Genomic DNA, 17,905 nt, shown 5'->3' with positions numbered 1-17,905 from the left:
GCTCCCTTCACGGTTGAAGTTCAGGAAGCAGCGCCTAGATAATTTCCGTATGTCAAAACGATCACAGCCAGCAATAATAAGATCAATGCCCATGCCAGCCTATTCCTGGTCGCTTTCCGGGTCCCCTTCCATTCTTTAAGTATCAAACCCACCAGCGAACTGAAAAATACCAGCAGAATCATATGGATCGCCCAGCTGGAGAATCGATACCGATCCAGGTTGACATGACCCAGACCATAGAAAAAGAATTGTCCGTACCAGAAACAGCCCGTCAGCAGCGCCATCATATAATTAAGTTTCAGATCTCCAGTCCTACCGGTTACGGGGCGACGGAATTCTGAAAGGGTCCGCTTCTTTCGGTGGAGCCATAGGGTATACACTAAAGTGGTGATAAAAGCGCCTGTATTGGAAAAGATATAGACAACGTTCACTTGAAAATCACCTGCACCGTAACGGGCGGCTATATCTGAGATCGGTTTACCGGCTTCGATGGCAAATCCGTAGAATGCGGATAGCACGCCTGCCAGTAAACAGAGTGGCAAACCCTTCTTTAGTGAAAATCCCCCTGCACCGGATCCTGTTTGTAAATCCTTTTCCTTTCCGCGCCCTGCAATGCCACAATAGCCAATGCCCAGTGCCCCCAGTAGTACACCACCCAGAATATACCCACCGCCACTGCCGGAAATAACAGAACCCATGGTACCATTCAAAAGGGGCGGTAAAAGCGTTCCCAACACACAGGAAATGCCTACGGAAATTGCATAAGTTAGGGAGAAACCGATATATCTTATGGCGATACCAAAAGCGGTCCCGCCTACACCATAAGCCATTCCCAACAGAAAGGAGGACCACATTGCATCGCTTGGTGCCGCTTTCAAAACAGCCATAAGCGACGGAATCGTCAACCAGGCGACCAGCACGGGCAAAATCAGCCAGCAGACTGTTGCCTGAGCCAACCAATAGGTTTGCCAGCTCCAGCCGCGCAACTTTTTTTCAGGCGTGTAACAAAGAGCCGCTGAGGAAGCGCCAACGGCATGAAAGAAGATTCCCCAAAATAACATGCAATCTGTTTTTTTTACTGCTTTTATTCAATTAATGTCAGTAGGTCCGCACCCTAGGCCGACGGACCTAACGCATAGAAATTACGGGCATTCACCGAGAATATCAATTCCTGTGCCGCAGTCTCCGGTAATAATTTCTGAATCAGTTGCCGGTAAATCGTCCAGGTCGCCGTATAATCAGCGGCCAAAAGACTAACCGGCCAGTCGCCGCCACAGAAGCAACGTTCCAAGCCAAAACGTTCCAGTACAAAAGAGACATAGGGCTGAAGCCGATCCACGGTGAACAAAGGCTTACCGGCGGTCACACCCAATCCTGATATTTTAGCATAAATATTTGAACTTTCAGCCAGTTCGCGTATCAGTTCACCCCATGACCCGAACCTCAGGTCTTCTTGTATCGGTGGCTGATTCAAATGATCCAACACCATCCGCAGCTTCGGAACACGGTGCTTAAGTTCCAGTACTGTCTGCAGATGGGCAGGCAACACGCCTACCACATCAAAAGGGATCCCAAGCTCCGCCAGCAATTCCAGACTTTCCAAAACCTGCGGCTGCAATAGCCAACGGGGATCCGCCTCATCGTGAATTAAATGCCGTACGCCTTTAAGCAGGGGTTCTTCCTGCCATTTGGAATGCAGCAGGACCTGGCTGGTTTCAGGATCTGTCAGCGGTAACCAACCCACGACGCCTGATATCCAGGGATGGGTCCTGGCCGCAGCCAGCATCCATTCCGTATCCGCGAGGGTATTGTCAGCCTGAACCAGCAGTCCGCCACTAATGTCTGCCTGAATCCGGCCGGCTTCCAGCTCCTCCAGGTCATAGGTACGCTGTAATAGTGGCGGGGCCCCATTCAGCCATGAATAGGCAGAAACGGATCGATCCCAAATATGAATATGTGTGTCAATAATTTCCATGGACAGATTACAGGCAACGCTACTTACAAAACGGAGGATCCGGCATTTGCTTTCTCCAACAACCCAAAACGCTGATCGATTTCCGTATTATGCTCGCCCAGCCTGGGTGCACCTAAATTACTGTATAAAAAATTGCCATCCACCCGGTAGGGGCTGCGTGTCGTCGTTACTGCAATATTATTAGAATTTTTAGTCACAATCTCCATTTTCAGCTCCTGATAAGCTTCTTCCCTGCGTAGCTGCTCATAATTCAGGACCCGGGCACACCAGAATCCCCTGGGTTCCAGGATCTGCAACCAGTTCTCTGTTGATTGCTGTATCAAATGTCCGGCCAGCTTTTCTTTGATAATGTCCCGTTGTTCAAACCAGCAGGAAGGATCAGTAAATGACGTTAAGGTCTCACACCCGATTACCCGGCCGAGCTCTACAATATCCGCCATTGCGATAGCGATATAATCATCCGCTGTCCGATAGATGCCATACGGCGCCCCGACGTAGGGATGGGCTCCGTTAATCGCACTCCGTTCCGGTAATACGCCGCCATCGTTCAGATAACAGGTATAGCCTTCAAATTGCAGGTCCAGGGCCGCTTCAAACATACTCACTTCCACCTGCCCCCCCTCACCGGAAACCAGGCGCTGATACAGTAAAGCCAGAATGCCTTGCGCCAGTTGCGCACCCGCCAGCATATCTACGATGGCTACTCCCATGGGTGTGGGATTTTTATCTGCATCATTGGTCAGCCAGGTGGCGCCGGCAACTGATTGCAGCAGCAGGTCCTGCCCGGCGAGACCTTTCCAGGGACCGGTTTCTCCATAACCACTGATGGCACCATAGACCAATGCCGGGTTCAGGGTTTTCAGGAACGTGTAAGTCAGACCCAGTTTCTCCATCACCCCGGGTCGAAAATTATGTATGACCACATCCGCCTTTTCTATCAGCCGGTACAGCTTCTGCAGGTCTGGCGGCTGCTTTAGATCAGCTACATAACTTTTTTTATTGCGGTTAATGGCATGAAAAATGGAAGACTCTCCGTCGATGATAACATCTGACACATATAGTTCCCGGCAAATATCGCCCGTAACGGGCTTTTCAATTTTAATCACTTCCGCTCCCATATCCGCCAGGCATAAGCCTGCAGAAGGTCCTGAAAGGAACTGGCTGAAATCGACCACAACTATATCTTCCAGTAATTTCACTTCCGTACTTTTTTAATCGTTTCTTGAATGGCCGCCGTATGCGCTCCTAATTGGGGGGCGGGTCGTTCAGACAGCAATTTCCGACCGCTGATTCGTAGCGGACATCGGGTGGTAAAGACTTTCTTGCCGGTGGCCAGTTCCAAAGTCTGTTCCATTTCCAATTCCGCATATGCAGGTTGTGCCTGCATTTCCTTCCAGTTATAGACTCTGGTGGCCCAGAGTTTATGCTCCAGTAACCTGCCAATCCAGTAGTCTGTACGATTCGTAGCCAGCACTTGCTGTATGCTGTGTTTTATGGCATCTCTGTAGGTAAAAGCCTCCCCCGCATCATGACCCTGCAATATATCTGCACCCAATGCTTCCTGCAGGGTATTCAAATCCATCATCGCCAGGGATATATAGCCGTCTGTCGTTCTATAAATGCCATAAGGGGCGCCCAACAAGGGGCTTCCGTTATGAACTTTGCTGCGTCTGAGTCCGTCTTTGCTGTTATAAAAAGTCGTCAGTAATTCAAACTGCATGCTGATGGCGGATTCGAAAAGGCTGATCTCCAGAAATCCGCCCCTGCCGGTTTTCTGCCGGCGAATCAGGGCACCCAGTATGACCTGGACGGCCTGCACGCCACAAAACTGATCAATAACGGAAATACCAATCGGCACGGGTCCCTGGGTCGCATCGCCTGAAGTATAGGCAAGTCCCGTTAAGGCCTGAAGCAGCAGGTCCTGCCCCGGTTTATGCATCCAGGGGCCTCTTTTACCATAGCCGGTTAGTTCCAGATAAATAATCCGGGGGTTTATTTTTTGCACTTCCGCAAAACTCAGCCCCAGTTTCTCCATAACCCCTGGCCGAAAACTATGCGTCATTACATCTGCCTGCCGGATCAGTTCGATGACTTCCGCCAGTCCCTCCTTGGATTTGAGGTTGGCGGCAAAACTATCCTTATTCCGGTTAATTGTATGAAACAGCAGTGAGTTCTCATCAGCCATGAGGTTTTTTATCACCATTCTGCGAGAGGGATCCCCATCTTCAGGCTTTTCTATTTTGATCACCCGGGCACCCAGATCCGCCAGACGCAGACCAGCAGAAGGGCCTGCCAGATAATGGCAGAATTCCAACACGACCAAACCCTTTAATGGCTGCGGATTCATATTAAATTTGCATTTAAGGTTTTCTGATAAATCTCATTGAGACGGCCGAGGACAACCCCGGGATCCGTTTTCCCATATTGTAAGTACTCCCGAATCGGGTCCCCGGCATGATCCTGAAAATGCAGGTACCCGTTGTATCGGGGACGCAGATAAGCATTCTCAATCACCGGAAGGGTATCGACGAAAAAATTCCCGGACATGGCATTTATTCCCGAATGCTTCCAGCCATAATCATAACCAGGCTGTCCGCCATGATAAATATATTCGGTTGCCTGCCATTCGGGACTACAGACGCACTGCAGGAATGCCAGTGCTTCCGCGGGATATTGACTGGATGCCGAAACGGCAATACCCGTACCGCCCAGGGTCGTGGAAAGTTGTCGGCCATTGACTTCAATCAGACTTCCATACTGCAGCCGATGGCTGCCATAACCCGCCCTGGCATAATTGGAATAATTATAAGCGAAAGGACAATACCAGTAATCATCGGTTGCTGACATCAACTCCGCAACAGCAATGGGGTTAGCATCAAAGAAGCGGGCATCCAGATGCCGGTACAGGGCGCGCATGGTTTCCAGCGCTGCCACGCCTGTCGCTGTATCAATGACCGCCGAAGAATCAGTAAACGGCGGCCGGCCACAGGCGATGCAGAAACTGTAAAAATTCATCAGCGTATCGATCGGTATGGCCGGCAGGGCCACTTTACCCCGGGCAGCGAGCTCGAGCAGGTCCTGCCAGTTGCGGGGCACCGACAGTCCGTGCTTCGTCAGCAGGTCCGGGCGGAAACTCGCCGCTGGGGCAGCGCCATCGATGGCCAGTGCCCACTGGTGGCCTTCATACGCATAACTCTCATGAGAGACGCCAACGCCGTGGGCGGACAATTCTTTCAACAGGGATGCCGGCAGGTGCTGATCCAAAGGCAAAACAGCACCCGTTGCCGCAGCACAACCCACCCAGGGATGGTCGATAATCAGCAAATCATATTCAGGTGCCAGGGCTTCCAGTGGCTGGTCGGCAAATTGCTGCAGGCTGCGTTTTTCCCATACCAGTTCGATATCGGGATGCAGTTCATTGAAGCGCTGGGCGGCTGCCAGAAGTGGCGTTATGCCCCTGCTATGATTCCATGTAATACCTTTTAATACCAAGTTCAGTTATAGTTTGTTTAGTAGTATTTCCAATTGCAGTAATATGCTGTACCCCGACCGGGGTCTGTCCCCTTTTTTTTCGGGCCTGGCTTAGTAAGCGCTTCACAGGCTGCAATCTGATAATTTTTATTTCGATTCCGCTCCAACATTTTCATTCCTTTTCTCTACCAGCAACAGGTGCTCGCAACTCATAACGATTTCATCCTTTTGATTATGCACTTCGACCAATTCTGTGACGATACCATATCCCGGACGTTTATGATCCCTCTTGTCTTTAAGGGTGATGGTGGACCGGATCGTATCCCCGATAAAAACCGGTCGCATAAAACGCAGGCGATCGTAACCATAGGTCATCGCCACTTCATTTATTTCGCTGGCAGTGAGTCCGATACCAATGCCAAAGATCAGGGTACCGTGGGCAATCCTTTGACCAAAGGGTTGTGTGCGACACCATGCTTCATCCATATGATGGGGATAAAAATCTCCGGTTTGACCTGCGTGCAGGACGATATCTGCTTCCGTAACGGTCCTGCCGGTAGTCCGGCGTACCCCGTTTAGTTCCATTTCCTCATAATACACTTTTACACTCATACGGCGACGATTAATCGTGTTTTTAATTATCCGAAAGTAGATGTTATTCCAGCGGTGGAAAATGGGTTGTTTCACTAATGTAATGGAAGATTTTCCTAAGGTTTACAGTGCACAGGACCTCCATTCGCCAGATGACGTTCAGGCAATAGTTCACCGTTGACTGATATGAGGGAATATTATGTAACTTAGATGATCCCATTGCCATGGAAACATACGGTAAAATATTACTGATTGCGATGCCGGCTTTTCTGCTGCTGGTACTATTGGAAAAATGGTACGCCTGGCGCAAGGGCCAGGACAATGTCCGCACCAACGATATGATCAGCAGTCTGCTCAGCGGCGTCACCAATGTCACCAAAGATGTACTCGGTCTCAGTATCGTCGTATATGGCTATGACTGGATGGTCCGTCATATGGCACTGTATCAAATTGAAGCTGGCTGGCTTACCTATCTGATTGCTTTTCTGGCACTGGATTTGTCAGGCTATATCGTTCATCGCATACAGCACACGTATAACTTTTTCTGGAATGGCCATTTGATTCATCACAGCAGCGAGGAATTTAATCTGGCCTGTGCCCTGCGGCAGAGCATATCGGGCATTATTAAAATCTTTGCCATTTTTCTGTTACCCGCCGCGATCCTGGGCGTCCCTGCAAAAGTCATCGCAGTTGTGGCGCCATTGCACCTGTTTGCACAGTTCTGGTACCATACAGTGCATATCGGTAAAATGGGAATACTCGAGAAAATAATTGTCACTCCTTCCCACCACCGGGTCCACCATGCCATCAACCCGGAATATCTTGATAAAAACTTTTCGCAGATTTTCATAATCTGGGATAAATGGTTCGGCAGCTTCCAGGCAGAGCGCCCCGAAATTCCGCCGGTATACGGTATCACCCGCCCGGTACAGACCTGGAACCCCATAAAAATAAATTTTCAGCACCTGTGGTTATTAATGCGGGATGCCTGGCATACCCGCAGCTGGAAGGACAAGTTCAGGATCTGGATGATGCCGACCGGATGGCGTCCTGCCGATGTAACGCAGCAATATCCAATACCTAAGATCGACGATGTTTATCAGTTCAAAAAGTATGACAACCGGGTATCAGTTCCCCTTCGGCGATGGTATTGGATTCAGCTGGGTTCCCTGCTGCTTTTTATCGCCTACCTGTTTGGAAATATTGCCGTCATCGGCGCCCCTGGCATATATTACTACGGTGCCTTTATCTTCCTGTTTGTCTATGCTTTTGCAGAATTGATGGATCAGCATCCATCTGCCTGGATCTGGGAAGGAGGCAAACTGCTGCTGGGTATCGGCCTGATCCTGTACAGCGGCGACTGGTTTAAGGCTGGGAACTATAGCCCTGCGGTTAAGTATCTGGTGGCCGCCTATCTGATCCTTTCCTTCGGAGTCACCTGTCTGTATTGCCGGAATCTTACAACGCATCAGATCCGCCCTGCAGATACCCGGCTATAACGGATCGGCCTTGCGGCCTGTACGATGCTCCCAGGGGATGAAAGCGCCCATGGTTCCCCGAAGTCTTTTGAACCAGCCTTCTCTTTCAACAATGGACTTGAAACCTGAAACATAAGCCGGAGCCGGATCAATCTGCACATTAATATGGTTGAGTGCCCGAATGGTGTCTACCAAAAAGGGCAGGTGTCCGATGGGTGTGGCAAAACGTTTTCTGGTAAATCGTTTGGTCAGCGAAGATTGGAAAGGGTCGGTCAGCAGCGCGATGCTTTTAAAACCCTGCTTTCTTGCCAGTTCATAACTGTAATAGATATTTTCGGTACTGTGCTCCGCCTGGGTTTCATAAAAAATATGCGCTTCAGGGATACCCAGCTGCATCGCATACAACCCCATTATCCTTGCTTCATAATAAGGACTGTATACCGCCCCTCCCGAGAAGATAAGGTTCCGCACAATCCCTTTCTTATACAGAAAATCTGCCCATAAGACCCTTCCCTTCATAACTGAATCCCATTGGCCATTCTTAAACGGCACACCGGGAACGATTCCCGCATCGTATACTTTATGGCCTTCTACCATCTGGCTATATAATTTGGTGGGTCTTTTTCTGTAGGAAACACAACCCTCAATAGCCGCCACTGTTATTAAAAAACACAGCAACAGTAACAGGTTTTTAATCATATAGGCTGAAAATACAAATTTCCCCGTTACCGGGGAAATTGTTGTATCAGTTATCAAGGATAGGAAATTTAAAAATTGGGCCTAATGCATGGCGGCACTCATATCCACCGGATCCTTTTCCTTTTTATTACGCACCATCAAAATAAAGGGTACGCAAATCAGGAATAATACGCCCAGGTACAGAAACACATCCATATAAGAGAGTACGGCGGCCTGCCGGGTTACAGTCAGATCCAGCATCTGATGGGCAGTTTTTAATGCCTGATCAGGTGCATAGCCCTGGCCAATAAAATTCTGTTGCAATGCTGCTACCCGCTGTTGTACGTCCGCACTATTAACATCCAGTTGAGCGACCATATCGTTACGGTACAACATATTCCTGTTGCTCATAAAAGTCGTAATAGCGGCCACGCCGAAAGAGCCGCCCAACTGCCGCATCATTCCGGTAAATGCGGCGCCCTCGCCGATTTGCCTGCCTTTCAGGGTAGATAGTGCCATCGTGGTAATTGGAATAAACAACAGACTCAATCCCAGACCCCGGACGATCAACATCCAAAAGAAATTCTCTGATCCGGTGTCAGGTGAAATGATCTTATAACCCCAGAGACTATATACAAAAAACAGCAGTAAGCCCACCGCGACCATATAGTGCTGCGGTACCCCCTTTGAAATCAACCGACCGACAATCGGCATCATAAAGGCTGTGGCCAAAGTCGCCGGGATCATCAATAGTCCCGACTGATACGCCGTCCAGCCCAGTAAGCTCTGGGTATACAGCGGTATGATAAATGTAGAACCGTAGAGTCCGAATCCCAGAATAAAGGACATGATGGTTCCGATCCGAAGGTTCCCGTTCCTGAGCACCCTTAACTCAACAATGGGGTTTTTATAGGTCAGTTCCCGCCAGATAAAAAAGAACAATCCGAATATAGCAGCCGCAGTAAACAGGGTAATCATATTGCTGGAGAACCAGTCTTCCTCATGCCCGCGTTCCAGAATAAACTGAAGCGAACCCACGGTAATGGCCAGCAGGAATATACCCAGCCAGTCGATTTCCCTGGATGATTTCTTCTCCGCAAATTTAGGACTACGGATAAACTGCAGTGTCAACAGTATCGCAATAATGCCCAGCGGTACATTGATATAGAAAATATAAGGCCAGCTGAAATTATCAACGATATAGCCTCCCAGCGGCGGACCCAGGGTCGGGCCTACGATGACGCCTAATCCATAAATGGCTTGGGCCATGCCTCGTTTTTCAATGGGATAAGATTCCGTAATTATTGTTTGTGAGGTTACCAGGAGGGCACCGCCTCCCACACCCTGCAAAAACCTGAAAGCCACCAATTCCCAGATATTCGTCGCGTTGCCGCAGAGAAAAGAACAGAGGGTAAAAAGGGCGATGGAAAAGGCGAAATAATTACGGCGGCCGAACTGTTGGGAGAGCCAGCTGGTCATGGGCACGACGATTACATTACCAATAGCATAAGCCGTAATAACCCAGCCTACTTCCGAAAGCGTCGCGCCCAGATTACCTTTCATCTCGTTAAGCGCCACATTAACTATCGTGGTATCAACGATTTCCAGCAATGCACAGACGATCGCAGTCAGTGTAACGATAAATCGCCTGAAACCGTATTCGACTAATGAATCCTGATTTGTCATTTTAATTGCTAAGTACCTGTAGGCGCAGCGCCTGTGGGTAGATAATAAATAGTTCCGTTTTTTCTTTAGTTCAGGTAGACATCCACCAGGGCATTCATACCCGGACGCAATTTATTTATCAGGGAATCCTGTTTGCCGTCAAATTCAATTTTTACCGGGAGCCGTTGTACCACTTTAACGAAGTTGCCGCTGGCATTATCGGGCGGCAGCAAAGCGAATGTAGCACCGGTGGCCGGTGAAAAGGAAGCCACATGTGCCTTAAACTGGTGTTTGGGAAAAGCATCCACGCTTACGGAAACTTCCTGACCTTCCGTCATCCGGGAAATCTGGGTTTCTTTAAAATTGGCAACGATCCATTTATCATTGCTCAATACAAGACTGAACAAACGGGCTCCGGCCTGTACAAACTGACCGGGTTGTACCGGAACTTTCGAGACAACGCCACTAACGGCCGCTGTTATGACTGTATAACTCAGATTCAGTTCAGCTTGCTGCACGTCCACCTCTCTTTGTTTAATACTGGCTCTGGCAATGTCGGCTTGTTCACCACTGGCAGCGACCTGGGACTGAATAACACCCGTCTGCGCCGCCGTCTGATTTTTCTGTTGCAGCAATACCTGAAGTTGCTTATCCGCTGTTTGTTTTGCGGCCAATACCTGCTCGTATTGTTGCTGGGTAATTGAATGATCCTTGATCAGGTTCTCATACCGTTTCAGATCCTGACTGGTACGCCATACATTGACTTTCGCAGCCTCAATCTGGGCCTCTGCCGTAGCAACTGCGGCCTGTACGGTGCTGATATTCTGCCGGGTGGCGGAAGTCTGTGCCTGTGCGGAGCTCAGATTGCTTCTGGCGGTTCCCAGTGCAGCCCGCGCCTGTTCCAGCGCCATGGTAAGATCTCTTGCATCCAGTACCAGCAGGGTATCGCCTATCTGAACATATTGGTTGTCTTTGACCCGCACTTCACTGATATATCCGGAAATCTTGGAAATAACGGGACTGAGATTGGCGACGATCTGTGCGTCATCTGTTTCCTCGTGATGCCTGCTGTGCATATACCTGGACACCACGAAATAGGCGCCGCCGAGGATCATAACTGCCAGGATGATGAAAAATACCGGGCTCTTCTTTTTAGCCGGTTCCGGTTGTGCTGCCGGTGCTGTTTCGTTTTGTTCGTTTTGTTGGGTTGGGATACTATTTGCCATATCTGTAGCGTTCAAATTTTATTGATAAAGGACTCCTGTGGTCATTAAAAGTTTTTTCTGGGCAAGTGCGGCATCGGCCTTCGCATTCAGTACATTGATTCTGGTCACTAGTAAAGCAACATTTGCATCCAGTAATTCAGTAACAGTTACCAGACTATTGTCAAACTTGTTCTTGGTAATCCGGTAATTCTCCCTTGCCTGTACCTGGGCATTCTGATACACTTCAATCTTCTTACCCGCAACAAATGCGTTCTGATAATCCCGGTTCAAATCCAGGCGCATCTCATCTGTGAGGAGATCCCGCGAAGCCGCCAGCTGTACCTGTCGGGCCTTTGATTGTTTTAACACGGCATTTGTTTTCCATAGATTGGCCAGATTGTATTGTATACCAATTCCGGCATTTACGGCATTCGTCACGGTTAAAAATTTGGGCACATCGATCGCCACATAACCCCCGGTGATCGCCAGCGTGGGCCACCGCTCCGCTTTTGCTATGCGGGTTTGCATCCCGGCAGCTTTCTGCTGGTACTCCAGCGCCTGTAGGTCCTTACGGTGTTGGAGCGCCAGTTGCTGGTAATCCTCAAAACTTTTTACCGCTGCCGGCTGCTGAATAAATGAGCTGTCGAGTTGTAGTTTCGTCGATTCGGGAAGTCCCAGTAACAAATCCATATTCACATTGGCGATATTGTAATTGTTAACGGCTTCCAATAATTGTAATTCAATATCAGAAGTCTGCAACTGGGCTTTTAATCGGTCATTTCGGGCCACCAGTCCATTGTTCTCCATGTTCAGTAAGTCCTGATCTCTTTTTTTGGAAGCTTCCAGATTTTCTTTAATCACATCCACCAGTTGCGCCGCCTTGAAAAGATTCACATAAGCCTGACTAATATTATAGGCCATCGCATTTTTGTCGTTCCCTGCATTGAGCTTCTCCGCTTCCAGCAGGTATTTGGTGGATTCAATGCCATACCGGATTCTTCCGCCCGCGAATAATGGCAGAGAAAAATTAGCCATCCCGTAAGCTGCCTGATTGATCTCCGGCATAGAAGAGCTGCCGGATTCTGACGATTCCGAGCTGCCAGAACCGCCCGTTTTCAGGTTTATATTTGCATTGGTCAGCCGCAGGTAGCTGCCACTGACCTTCAAATCCGGTAATTGCCGGTTGCGCGCCTCATCAATGGCGGCCGCCGCTTCTACAACCTTCGCTGAATCGATTTTCAGACGATTGCTGTTCTGGATGCCCAGCACGACTGCCTCATCCAGCGTCAGGGATCTGCTATCCTGGGCCAATAGTCCGGAAGACAGGAGCAGCAAACCCGATAGGAACATTCCCATTTTACTGTTCAACTTCATAACCTAAAATATTTCTTGAAATGGTTTTTAAATGCTGTTTTACTTTTTCGAAATACACTTCCTTCAGCCACTGATCGGTGGGTTTTATGCCACAATGAGCCGCATATAATTTCTTATTGATAAATGATTGCATCAGGGTCCCGGTAATCGTTGTTATATATAAAACCGGATCCATTTGGTTCTTCAGCAACCCCTGACGATACCCTTCTTCCAGGGCTTTCCCAAAGAATTCCACATAAGTCTCGCGGGATTGCGTCAACACCTTGAGCACGTTACGGTTTTTATTGATGGTTTGCTCCGCCAGGATCACTTTATAAAAATTTCCGTGGTTCTTTACCCTGTCCACATAACCGGATAGTGCTTTTTCGATCTTCTGAACGACCGTCAAATTCGGATCAGCAGTGATCTCCCGGATAAATGCCAGGCCCACATTCGTCCGGTAAGCGAATAGGGCTTCCATCAGTTTTTCTTTGGACCCGAAATAATAGGAAATCATGGCGATGTTGATTCCTGCCGCTTTGGCAATATCTCTTACCGAAGTGGCATCGAACCCTTTTTCGGCGAAAAGCTGTTCCGCCTTCTGTAGTATGTATTCCTTTTTTGACATTGCGGACGCAAAGTTAAACGATTGTTTAATTTAATCAAACATTTGTTTAATACTTTTTTTTCCGCAAATAGTTTTCTTGATCCTGGTCATAAAAATGGTGATGCATGGAAAAAGTCCCGGGAACCTTCGGTCAGCTTGCCATATATAAGCTGCGTAGCCGCAATGGCCTATCGATCCAGACCATACCGGTGCAGATAGCGCTCGTACAGTTGGGTTTGCTTATTTTCCAGATTGATCTGACGGCCCTGGATAAAGGCTATCTTGATGATACTGCTGCGTATATCCAGCAAATCGCCTTCACAGACGATCAGGTTGGCATCCTTGCCCGGTTCCAGGGAACCCGTACGGTCAGCGATTCCCAGGATGCGGGCTGCATTAAGGGTGATCGCCTGTAGGGCCTGCTCTTTACTGAGCCCGTAGGAACAGGCCATGCCCGCATTAAAAGCCAGGTTCCGGTAACGGGCAGAAGCATCGTTATCATTGATGGCATACAACAGCCCGGCCTGTTGCAGAAGCGCCGGGGTTTTAAAAGGCTGATCTATATCATCATCTTCCATGGCAGGCTGGGTATACATGGTATTCAGGATGACAGGTATCTGATATTGTTTGAGCATATCGGTAATCAGATAACTGTCACTGCCCCCCACCAATACCACCGGGATATCAAAATTCCGGGCGAATTCCACGGCAACCAGGATCTGACGGACCCGATCGGCGTGGACAAACAACTTTTGCTTCCTTTCAAATAATGGTCGCAGTGCTTCGAGCTTCAAATTGGTTTTTTCGGGTGTCACCGTTTTAAAATACGCCTGGGCTGCTGTGAACATTTGTTCTACTTTTCGGATTTGCTCCATGCCCTTTTCTAGTGGATCGGCTGCGCCGGCAGCAGACCGCCCGGCCCGCCCCATCATACGGGGTACCTGAAGGTGCATACCGGTGGCATTACGGTACAGCGCATCCTCCCAGTCCCAGGCATCCAACTGCACCACTGAAGAAATCCCGCTAAGTAGGTTGCCTCGCGGTACAATATGGGCCAGTAAAATCCCGTTGGTTCTGAGCGTATTAATAATCCTGGAGTCGGCATTATAGGCATAGAGCGCCGATACCGAAGGATTGAGCTCCCCCAGTTCAAAATAGTCATTGGACCCGCGCACCCCACTCCCGATCTCTTTTAAACCCAGATCCGTATTGGCCAGGATCAGACCAGGATATACTTCTTTGCCCTGAAGATCCAGCTCCCTGACCCCGGTGCCGGGATTGGCAGGCGCTCCAATGGCAGCGATCCTGCCATCCCGGATCAAAATGGCGCCCTTTTCAATAATCTTACCGGTACCCGTATGTATACGGGCGTTGGTCAGCAGGATGTCCTGCTGCTGTGGCGCAGCGGGATAGATATTATCCTGCGCCCTGCCTGACAATGCAGTGATCCAAAAGGCAACCGCAAACAACCCGCTTAAATACCGGGAACGGCTGTTTCGCTTCATAGGGGGAGATAATAATGCTGTTGGCATGACAATAATATTATTCATAAAATTCGAGATCAGCTTTACTGTTACTATCTGTCCCGGTATGGTCGACATCTTCACAATGAAATTCGGTGGCGGACTTAGGCTGCGCTTTTACAGTCGGCGCGCCTTTCTTTGCTGCTGTCAGCATTTTCTGAATCAGCCGGTTACGATCCCGCTGAATCTGTGTATGCATCAGACTGTCCCGGGTCCGGTCATAATAGATAGTTCCGTCAATGATGGTATATATGGCCTTTGCATATATCGTCAGGGGATTGGCGCTCCAGATGACTATATCGGCGTCCTTTCCCGGTTTCAGACTACCAACCCTGTCTTCTATATGCAGGGCCCTGGCCGGATTCAAGGTGATCATTTTAAAGGCTTCTTCCTCGGTCATTCCTCCGTATTTCATCGTCTTGGCAGCCTCCTGATTCAAGCGCCTGGCCATCTCAGGATCATCACTGTTAATACAAACATTTAATCCCGTTTTCTGCATCAGGGCGGCATTATAAGCAATCGCATCCTGCACTTCAAGTTTGTAAGCCCACCAATCCGAAAAAGTTGAAACATTGGCACCATGCTTTTTGATCCGGTCGGCAATCTTATACCCTTCCAGAACATGGGTAAGGGTATTGATTTTAAATCCGTAGGTCTCGGCCGTATGCAGCAGTGCCAGGATCTCGCTGGCGACATAACTATGACAGGTGATGAATCTTTTTTGCTCGAGAATCTCGACCAACGCATCCAGTTCCAGGTCCCGGCGCAGGGACTTGTCGCCCGATTTGCGTTGTTGTTGATAGTCGCGTGCCCGCTGAAACGCATCTGCCAGCAGGGCCTGTACTCCCATCCTGGTATCCGGAAAACGGATATTTCCCTGGTACTGCGCGGTACGTTTTACATTTTCCCCGAGCGCAAATTTAATAAAGGGATCCGCACCCTTAAATTTGAGGCCCTGGTCATCTGCACCCCAGCGTAATTTGATCAGCTGGGTCTGTCCTCCAATGGTATTAGCGGACCCATGCAATATATGAGAGCTGGTCACACCCCCGCTCAGCTGGCGGTAGATATTGATGTCTTCGGGATTGAGATTGTCGCCGATCCGGACTTCTGAGGTAACTGATTGTCCACCTTCGTTGATAGAGAAGCAGGCGATATGGGAATGTTCATCGATGATTCCGGGCGTTACGAAGGTCCCTGTACCGTCTATCTGCCTGACATGGGCTGCATTGATATTTTTTCCGATCCGTGAAATCTTGCCGTTCTCCAGTAATATATCCGTCCCTTCCAATACACCTTCGGATTCATTGGTCCAGATCGTAGCGTTCCGGATCAGTATGGATTCCTGTCGCGGAACCTGCTCATTACCATAAGCTGAAAAAGGATAAAGGATTTTCGCCTGCGGTGGCTGATAGTTAGCAGCAGCACTGTCTTTAGCTGCAGCAGCATCGCTGCGGTAAACGGCAGACCAGTTCAATGGCCGGCCACTGCTGTCGGTGCCAATTCCCTGCATATCCCGACCGAACAGCCGTCCACTCAGCCGATATTGAGCATTTGCCCGGCCGCTAACTTTCTTGACCGGTGTAAAATTCAATTGCACCATACCTTCTTCCAGTTCCAGTTCGGCCGCGATCGTATCCTTTTCTAAGAGCCTGGCCCGACCCTGGCGGGTAATTTCCAGCTGGTAATTTTGCGCACCTCCCTTCGTATTAATGGTGAGCTGGTAGCGACCCGCCAATTGTTGCCTGGTTTGTGACAATGGGTGACGCTCTCCTTTGACCCAGTTTTCATAAATAAGATTATTCTCAGAAAACAAGCTATCAGAAGTAATCAGAAAATTGGCCAGTTTACCCGGCTGAAGGCTGCCCAGCTGATCATCGATCTTCAATAACCTGGCAGGCGTACTCGTTAATGCATCCAGTGCTGACTGTCGGCTCAGTCCATGACGTATGGCTTTTTTCAAAGCAGGCCAGAAATCTTTGGGGTCCTTGAGACCCGATGCCGTCAGGGCAAATTCAATCTTGGATTTTTCAAAAGCAGCGGGATTGGTGGGCGCCAGCTCCCAGTGCATCATATCCGAAAGTGCAACAAAACGGGCATCCAGCGGGTCCTCGACTTCCCGGGCTTCCGGAAATTTCAGTGGCACGATAAACGCTGCCTGGGTGGCAGCAATGGCATCCAACCGCTGGTACTCATCTCCTCCCGCTTTGATGATATACTGTTGTCCAAACTCGTCGCCGATCCGATCCGCACGAAGTACATCCCATTTATTGGTTGCTTCAAATATCTGGGGCAATGATTGCTGGTCATGAAAAGCCTGGAGGCTTCTGTTCAATCCTTCCCGGGGTGATCTGTTTTTTACATACCAGTCAGCGTCCAGATAGGTCTGCCGCAACAAGGCTACAGCGCCCATCATCGAGGAGGGATAGGTTTGCGTAGAACTGCCTTTGCTAAAGGAATAGAAGGCAGCAACTTTTTCTTTGATAACGGCCAGGTTCTCCTTCGCGTCTATCAACGCCACGGCGATACCGGTGCCCCGGGCAATCCCGTCCTGCTGGTGGGTTACCACGGCTCCAAAGCCCTGGGATCTCAGACTGCCAGCTTTTTTCTCGTCACCGGCAAAGAGGTCGCCCGCATCCACTTCAGATCTGATTGCCTGATTCCAGTTATAAGGTCCCTTCGTCCGGGTCTCCAGTTGCTGGGCGCTGAAAAATCCCCCGGAAGCGGCATCCGGTCGGGCGGCAACGCCATAATCGCTGAAGATATCAATAAAGGAAGGATAGATATATCTGTCCGCACAATCAATGCTGACAGCATCTTTAGGCGTTGCCTGGTGACCGATCGATAGAATGCGACCTTCCCGGATAACCATGGTCGCATTGCGCAGCACGGTTCGACTATCCTGTACGATGGTGGCATTTGTAAAAGCATAATAACCATTCCTGGAATCAGTCACTCCGTTTACAGGGAAGGTTATCTGGGAAAATACGGAAAGAAATGGAAAGTAAAGCAAGCAGAACAGTGCCAGTAATTGCTTCATCTGGATAAAATTTAAATGGAAGTTAGCAAAATCCGGAATAAAAATAAAAATAAGCGTGCAGGGTTAATCCGAATTTACCATGCGCCCTGTGGAAAAATCTTTCCCTAACCCTTGACTTGAAATTCCGAAAGATTTTTAGGGGAATGGAATACCCTAGCCTGGCGCATGTTTTTTAATTGTGCGTTGAATAAAATGTATGGGTGTTCCTTTTTCGACTTTGCGCGCTACCTGATGCCGGATATCTTTACTTAGTGAGCACCGGTTAAATATGCACCCTAAATAAAGAACCGTTCCTAAAAAGGAACGGTCTTCGAAAACA

14 protein-coding genes are annotated in these 17,905 nt (G+C 49.1%); 1 reads left to right on the top strand and 13 read right to left on the bottom strand.

Annotation, left to right across the window (positions count from 1 at the left end):
- Positions 1–20: 20 nt before the first annotated feature.
- The 6 genes from ACYVI9_RS04770 to ACYVI9_RS04745 all read right to left on the bottom strand — a co-directional run bounded on the left by ACYVI9_RS04770 (position 21) and on the right by ACYVI9_RS04745 (position 6,058).
- Entirely contained in the window at positions 21–1,061 is a 1,041-nt protein-coding gene (locus tag ACYVI9_RS04770) for an L-rhamnose/proton symporter RhaT (RefSeq protein ID WP_460761372.1), read from the bottom strand.
- A gap of 53 nt (positions 1,062–1,114) precedes the next feature.
- Entirely contained in the window at positions 1,115–1,975 is an 861-nt protein-coding gene (locus ACYVI9_RS04765; protein ID WP_460761370.1) for an amidohydrolase family protein, read from the bottom strand.
- A gap of 23 nt (positions 1,976–1,998) precedes the next feature.
- Positions 1,999–3,174, bottom strand: coding sequence for a CaiB/BaiF CoA transferase family protein (locus ACYVI9_RS04760; RefSeq protein WP_460761367.1), 1,176 nt, complete (start codon positions 3,172–3,174; stop codon positions 1,999–2,001).
- Positions 3,171–4,322 carry a CaiB/BaiF CoA transferase family protein gene (locus ACYVI9_RS04755; RefSeq protein ID WP_460761365.1) on the bottom strand — a complete coding sequence of 384 codons (1,152 nt, stop codon included), beginning with the start codon at positions 4,320–4,322 and terminating at the stop codon, positions 3,171–3,173. The genes ACYVI9_RS04760 and ACYVI9_RS04755 overlap by 4 nt, the downstream gene beginning before the upstream one ends.
- Positions 4,319–5,467 carry an ABC transporter substrate-binding protein gene (locus ACYVI9_RS04750; protein WP_460761363.1) on the bottom strand — a complete coding sequence of 383 codons (1,149 nt, stop codon included), beginning with the start codon at positions 5,465–5,467 and terminating at the stop codon, positions 4,319–4,321. The genes ACYVI9_RS04755 and ACYVI9_RS04750 overlap by 4 nt, the downstream gene beginning before the upstream one ends.
- A gap of 126 nt (positions 5,468–5,593) precedes the next feature.
- Positions 5,594–6,058, bottom strand: coding sequence for a MaoC family dehydratase (locus ACYVI9_RS04745; RefSeq protein ID WP_460761361.1), 465 nt, complete (start codon positions 6,056–6,058; stop codon positions 5,594–5,596).
- 203 nt (positions 6,059–6,261) lie between these two features.
- Here ACYVI9_RS04745 and ACYVI9_RS04740 point away from each other — a divergent pair, with 203 nt between their 5' ends.
- Positions 6,262–7,536, top strand: coding sequence for a sterol desaturase family protein (locus ACYVI9_RS04740; protein ID WP_460761358.1), 1,275 nt, complete (start codon positions 6,262–6,264; stop codon positions 7,534–7,536).
- Here ACYVI9_RS04740 and ACYVI9_RS04735 read toward each other — a convergent pair.
- The 7 genes from ACYVI9_RS04735 to ACYVI9_RS04705 form a co-directional block, all read right to left on the bottom strand.
- Complete coding sequence (locus tag ACYVI9_RS04735; RefSeq protein WP_460761355.1) at positions 7,531–8,271, bottom strand: YdcF family protein; 741 nt, start codon at positions 8,269–8,271, stop codon at positions 7,531–7,533. The genes ACYVI9_RS04740 and ACYVI9_RS04735 overlap by 6 nt on opposite strands.
- Before the next feature lie 24 nt (positions 8,272–8,295).
- Complete coding sequence (locus ACYVI9_RS04730) at positions 8,296–9,879, bottom strand: DHA2 family efflux MFS transporter permease subunit (RefSeq protein WP_460761353.1); 1,584 nt, start codon at positions 9,877–9,879, stop codon at positions 8,296–8,298.
- Between the two features lie 65 nt (positions 9,880–9,944).
- Positions 9,945–11,084, bottom strand: coding sequence for an HlyD family secretion protein (locus ACYVI9_RS04725; protein ID WP_460761351.1), 1,140 nt, complete (start codon positions 11,082–11,084; stop codon positions 9,945–9,947).
- Between the two features lie 18 nt (positions 11,085–11,102).
- Positions 11,103–12,437 carry a TolC family protein gene (locus ACYVI9_RS04720; RefSeq protein ID WP_460761348.1) on the bottom strand — a complete coding sequence of 445 codons (1,335 nt, stop codon included), beginning with the start codon at positions 12,435–12,437 and terminating at the stop codon, positions 11,103–11,105.
- Entirely contained in the window at positions 12,421–13,044 is a 624-nt protein-coding gene (locus ACYVI9_RS04715) for a TetR/AcrR family transcriptional regulator (protein ID WP_460761345.1), read from the bottom strand. The genes ACYVI9_RS04720 and ACYVI9_RS04715 overlap by 17 nt, the downstream gene beginning before the upstream one ends.
- 167 nt (positions 13,045–13,211) lie before the next feature.
- On the bottom strand, positions 13,212–14,528 hold the full coding sequence (locus tag ACYVI9_RS04710) for an amidohydrolase family protein (protein WP_460761343.1): 1,317 nt from the start codon (positions 14,526–14,528) through the stop codon (positions 13,212–13,214).
- Between the two features lie 37 nt (positions 14,529–14,565).
- Complete coding sequence (locus tag ACYVI9_RS04705; protein WP_460761340.1) at positions 14,566–17,586, bottom strand: amidohydrolase family protein; 3,021 nt, start codon at positions 17,584–17,586, stop codon at positions 14,566–14,568.
- Positions 17,587–17,905: the final 319 nt, after the last annotated feature.

It is taken from the genome of Niabella terrae (assembly GCF_054783135.1).
The sequence above is the reverse complement of the archived record's forward strand: the minus strand, read 5'-3'. Positions and strand labels throughout refer to the sequence as shown.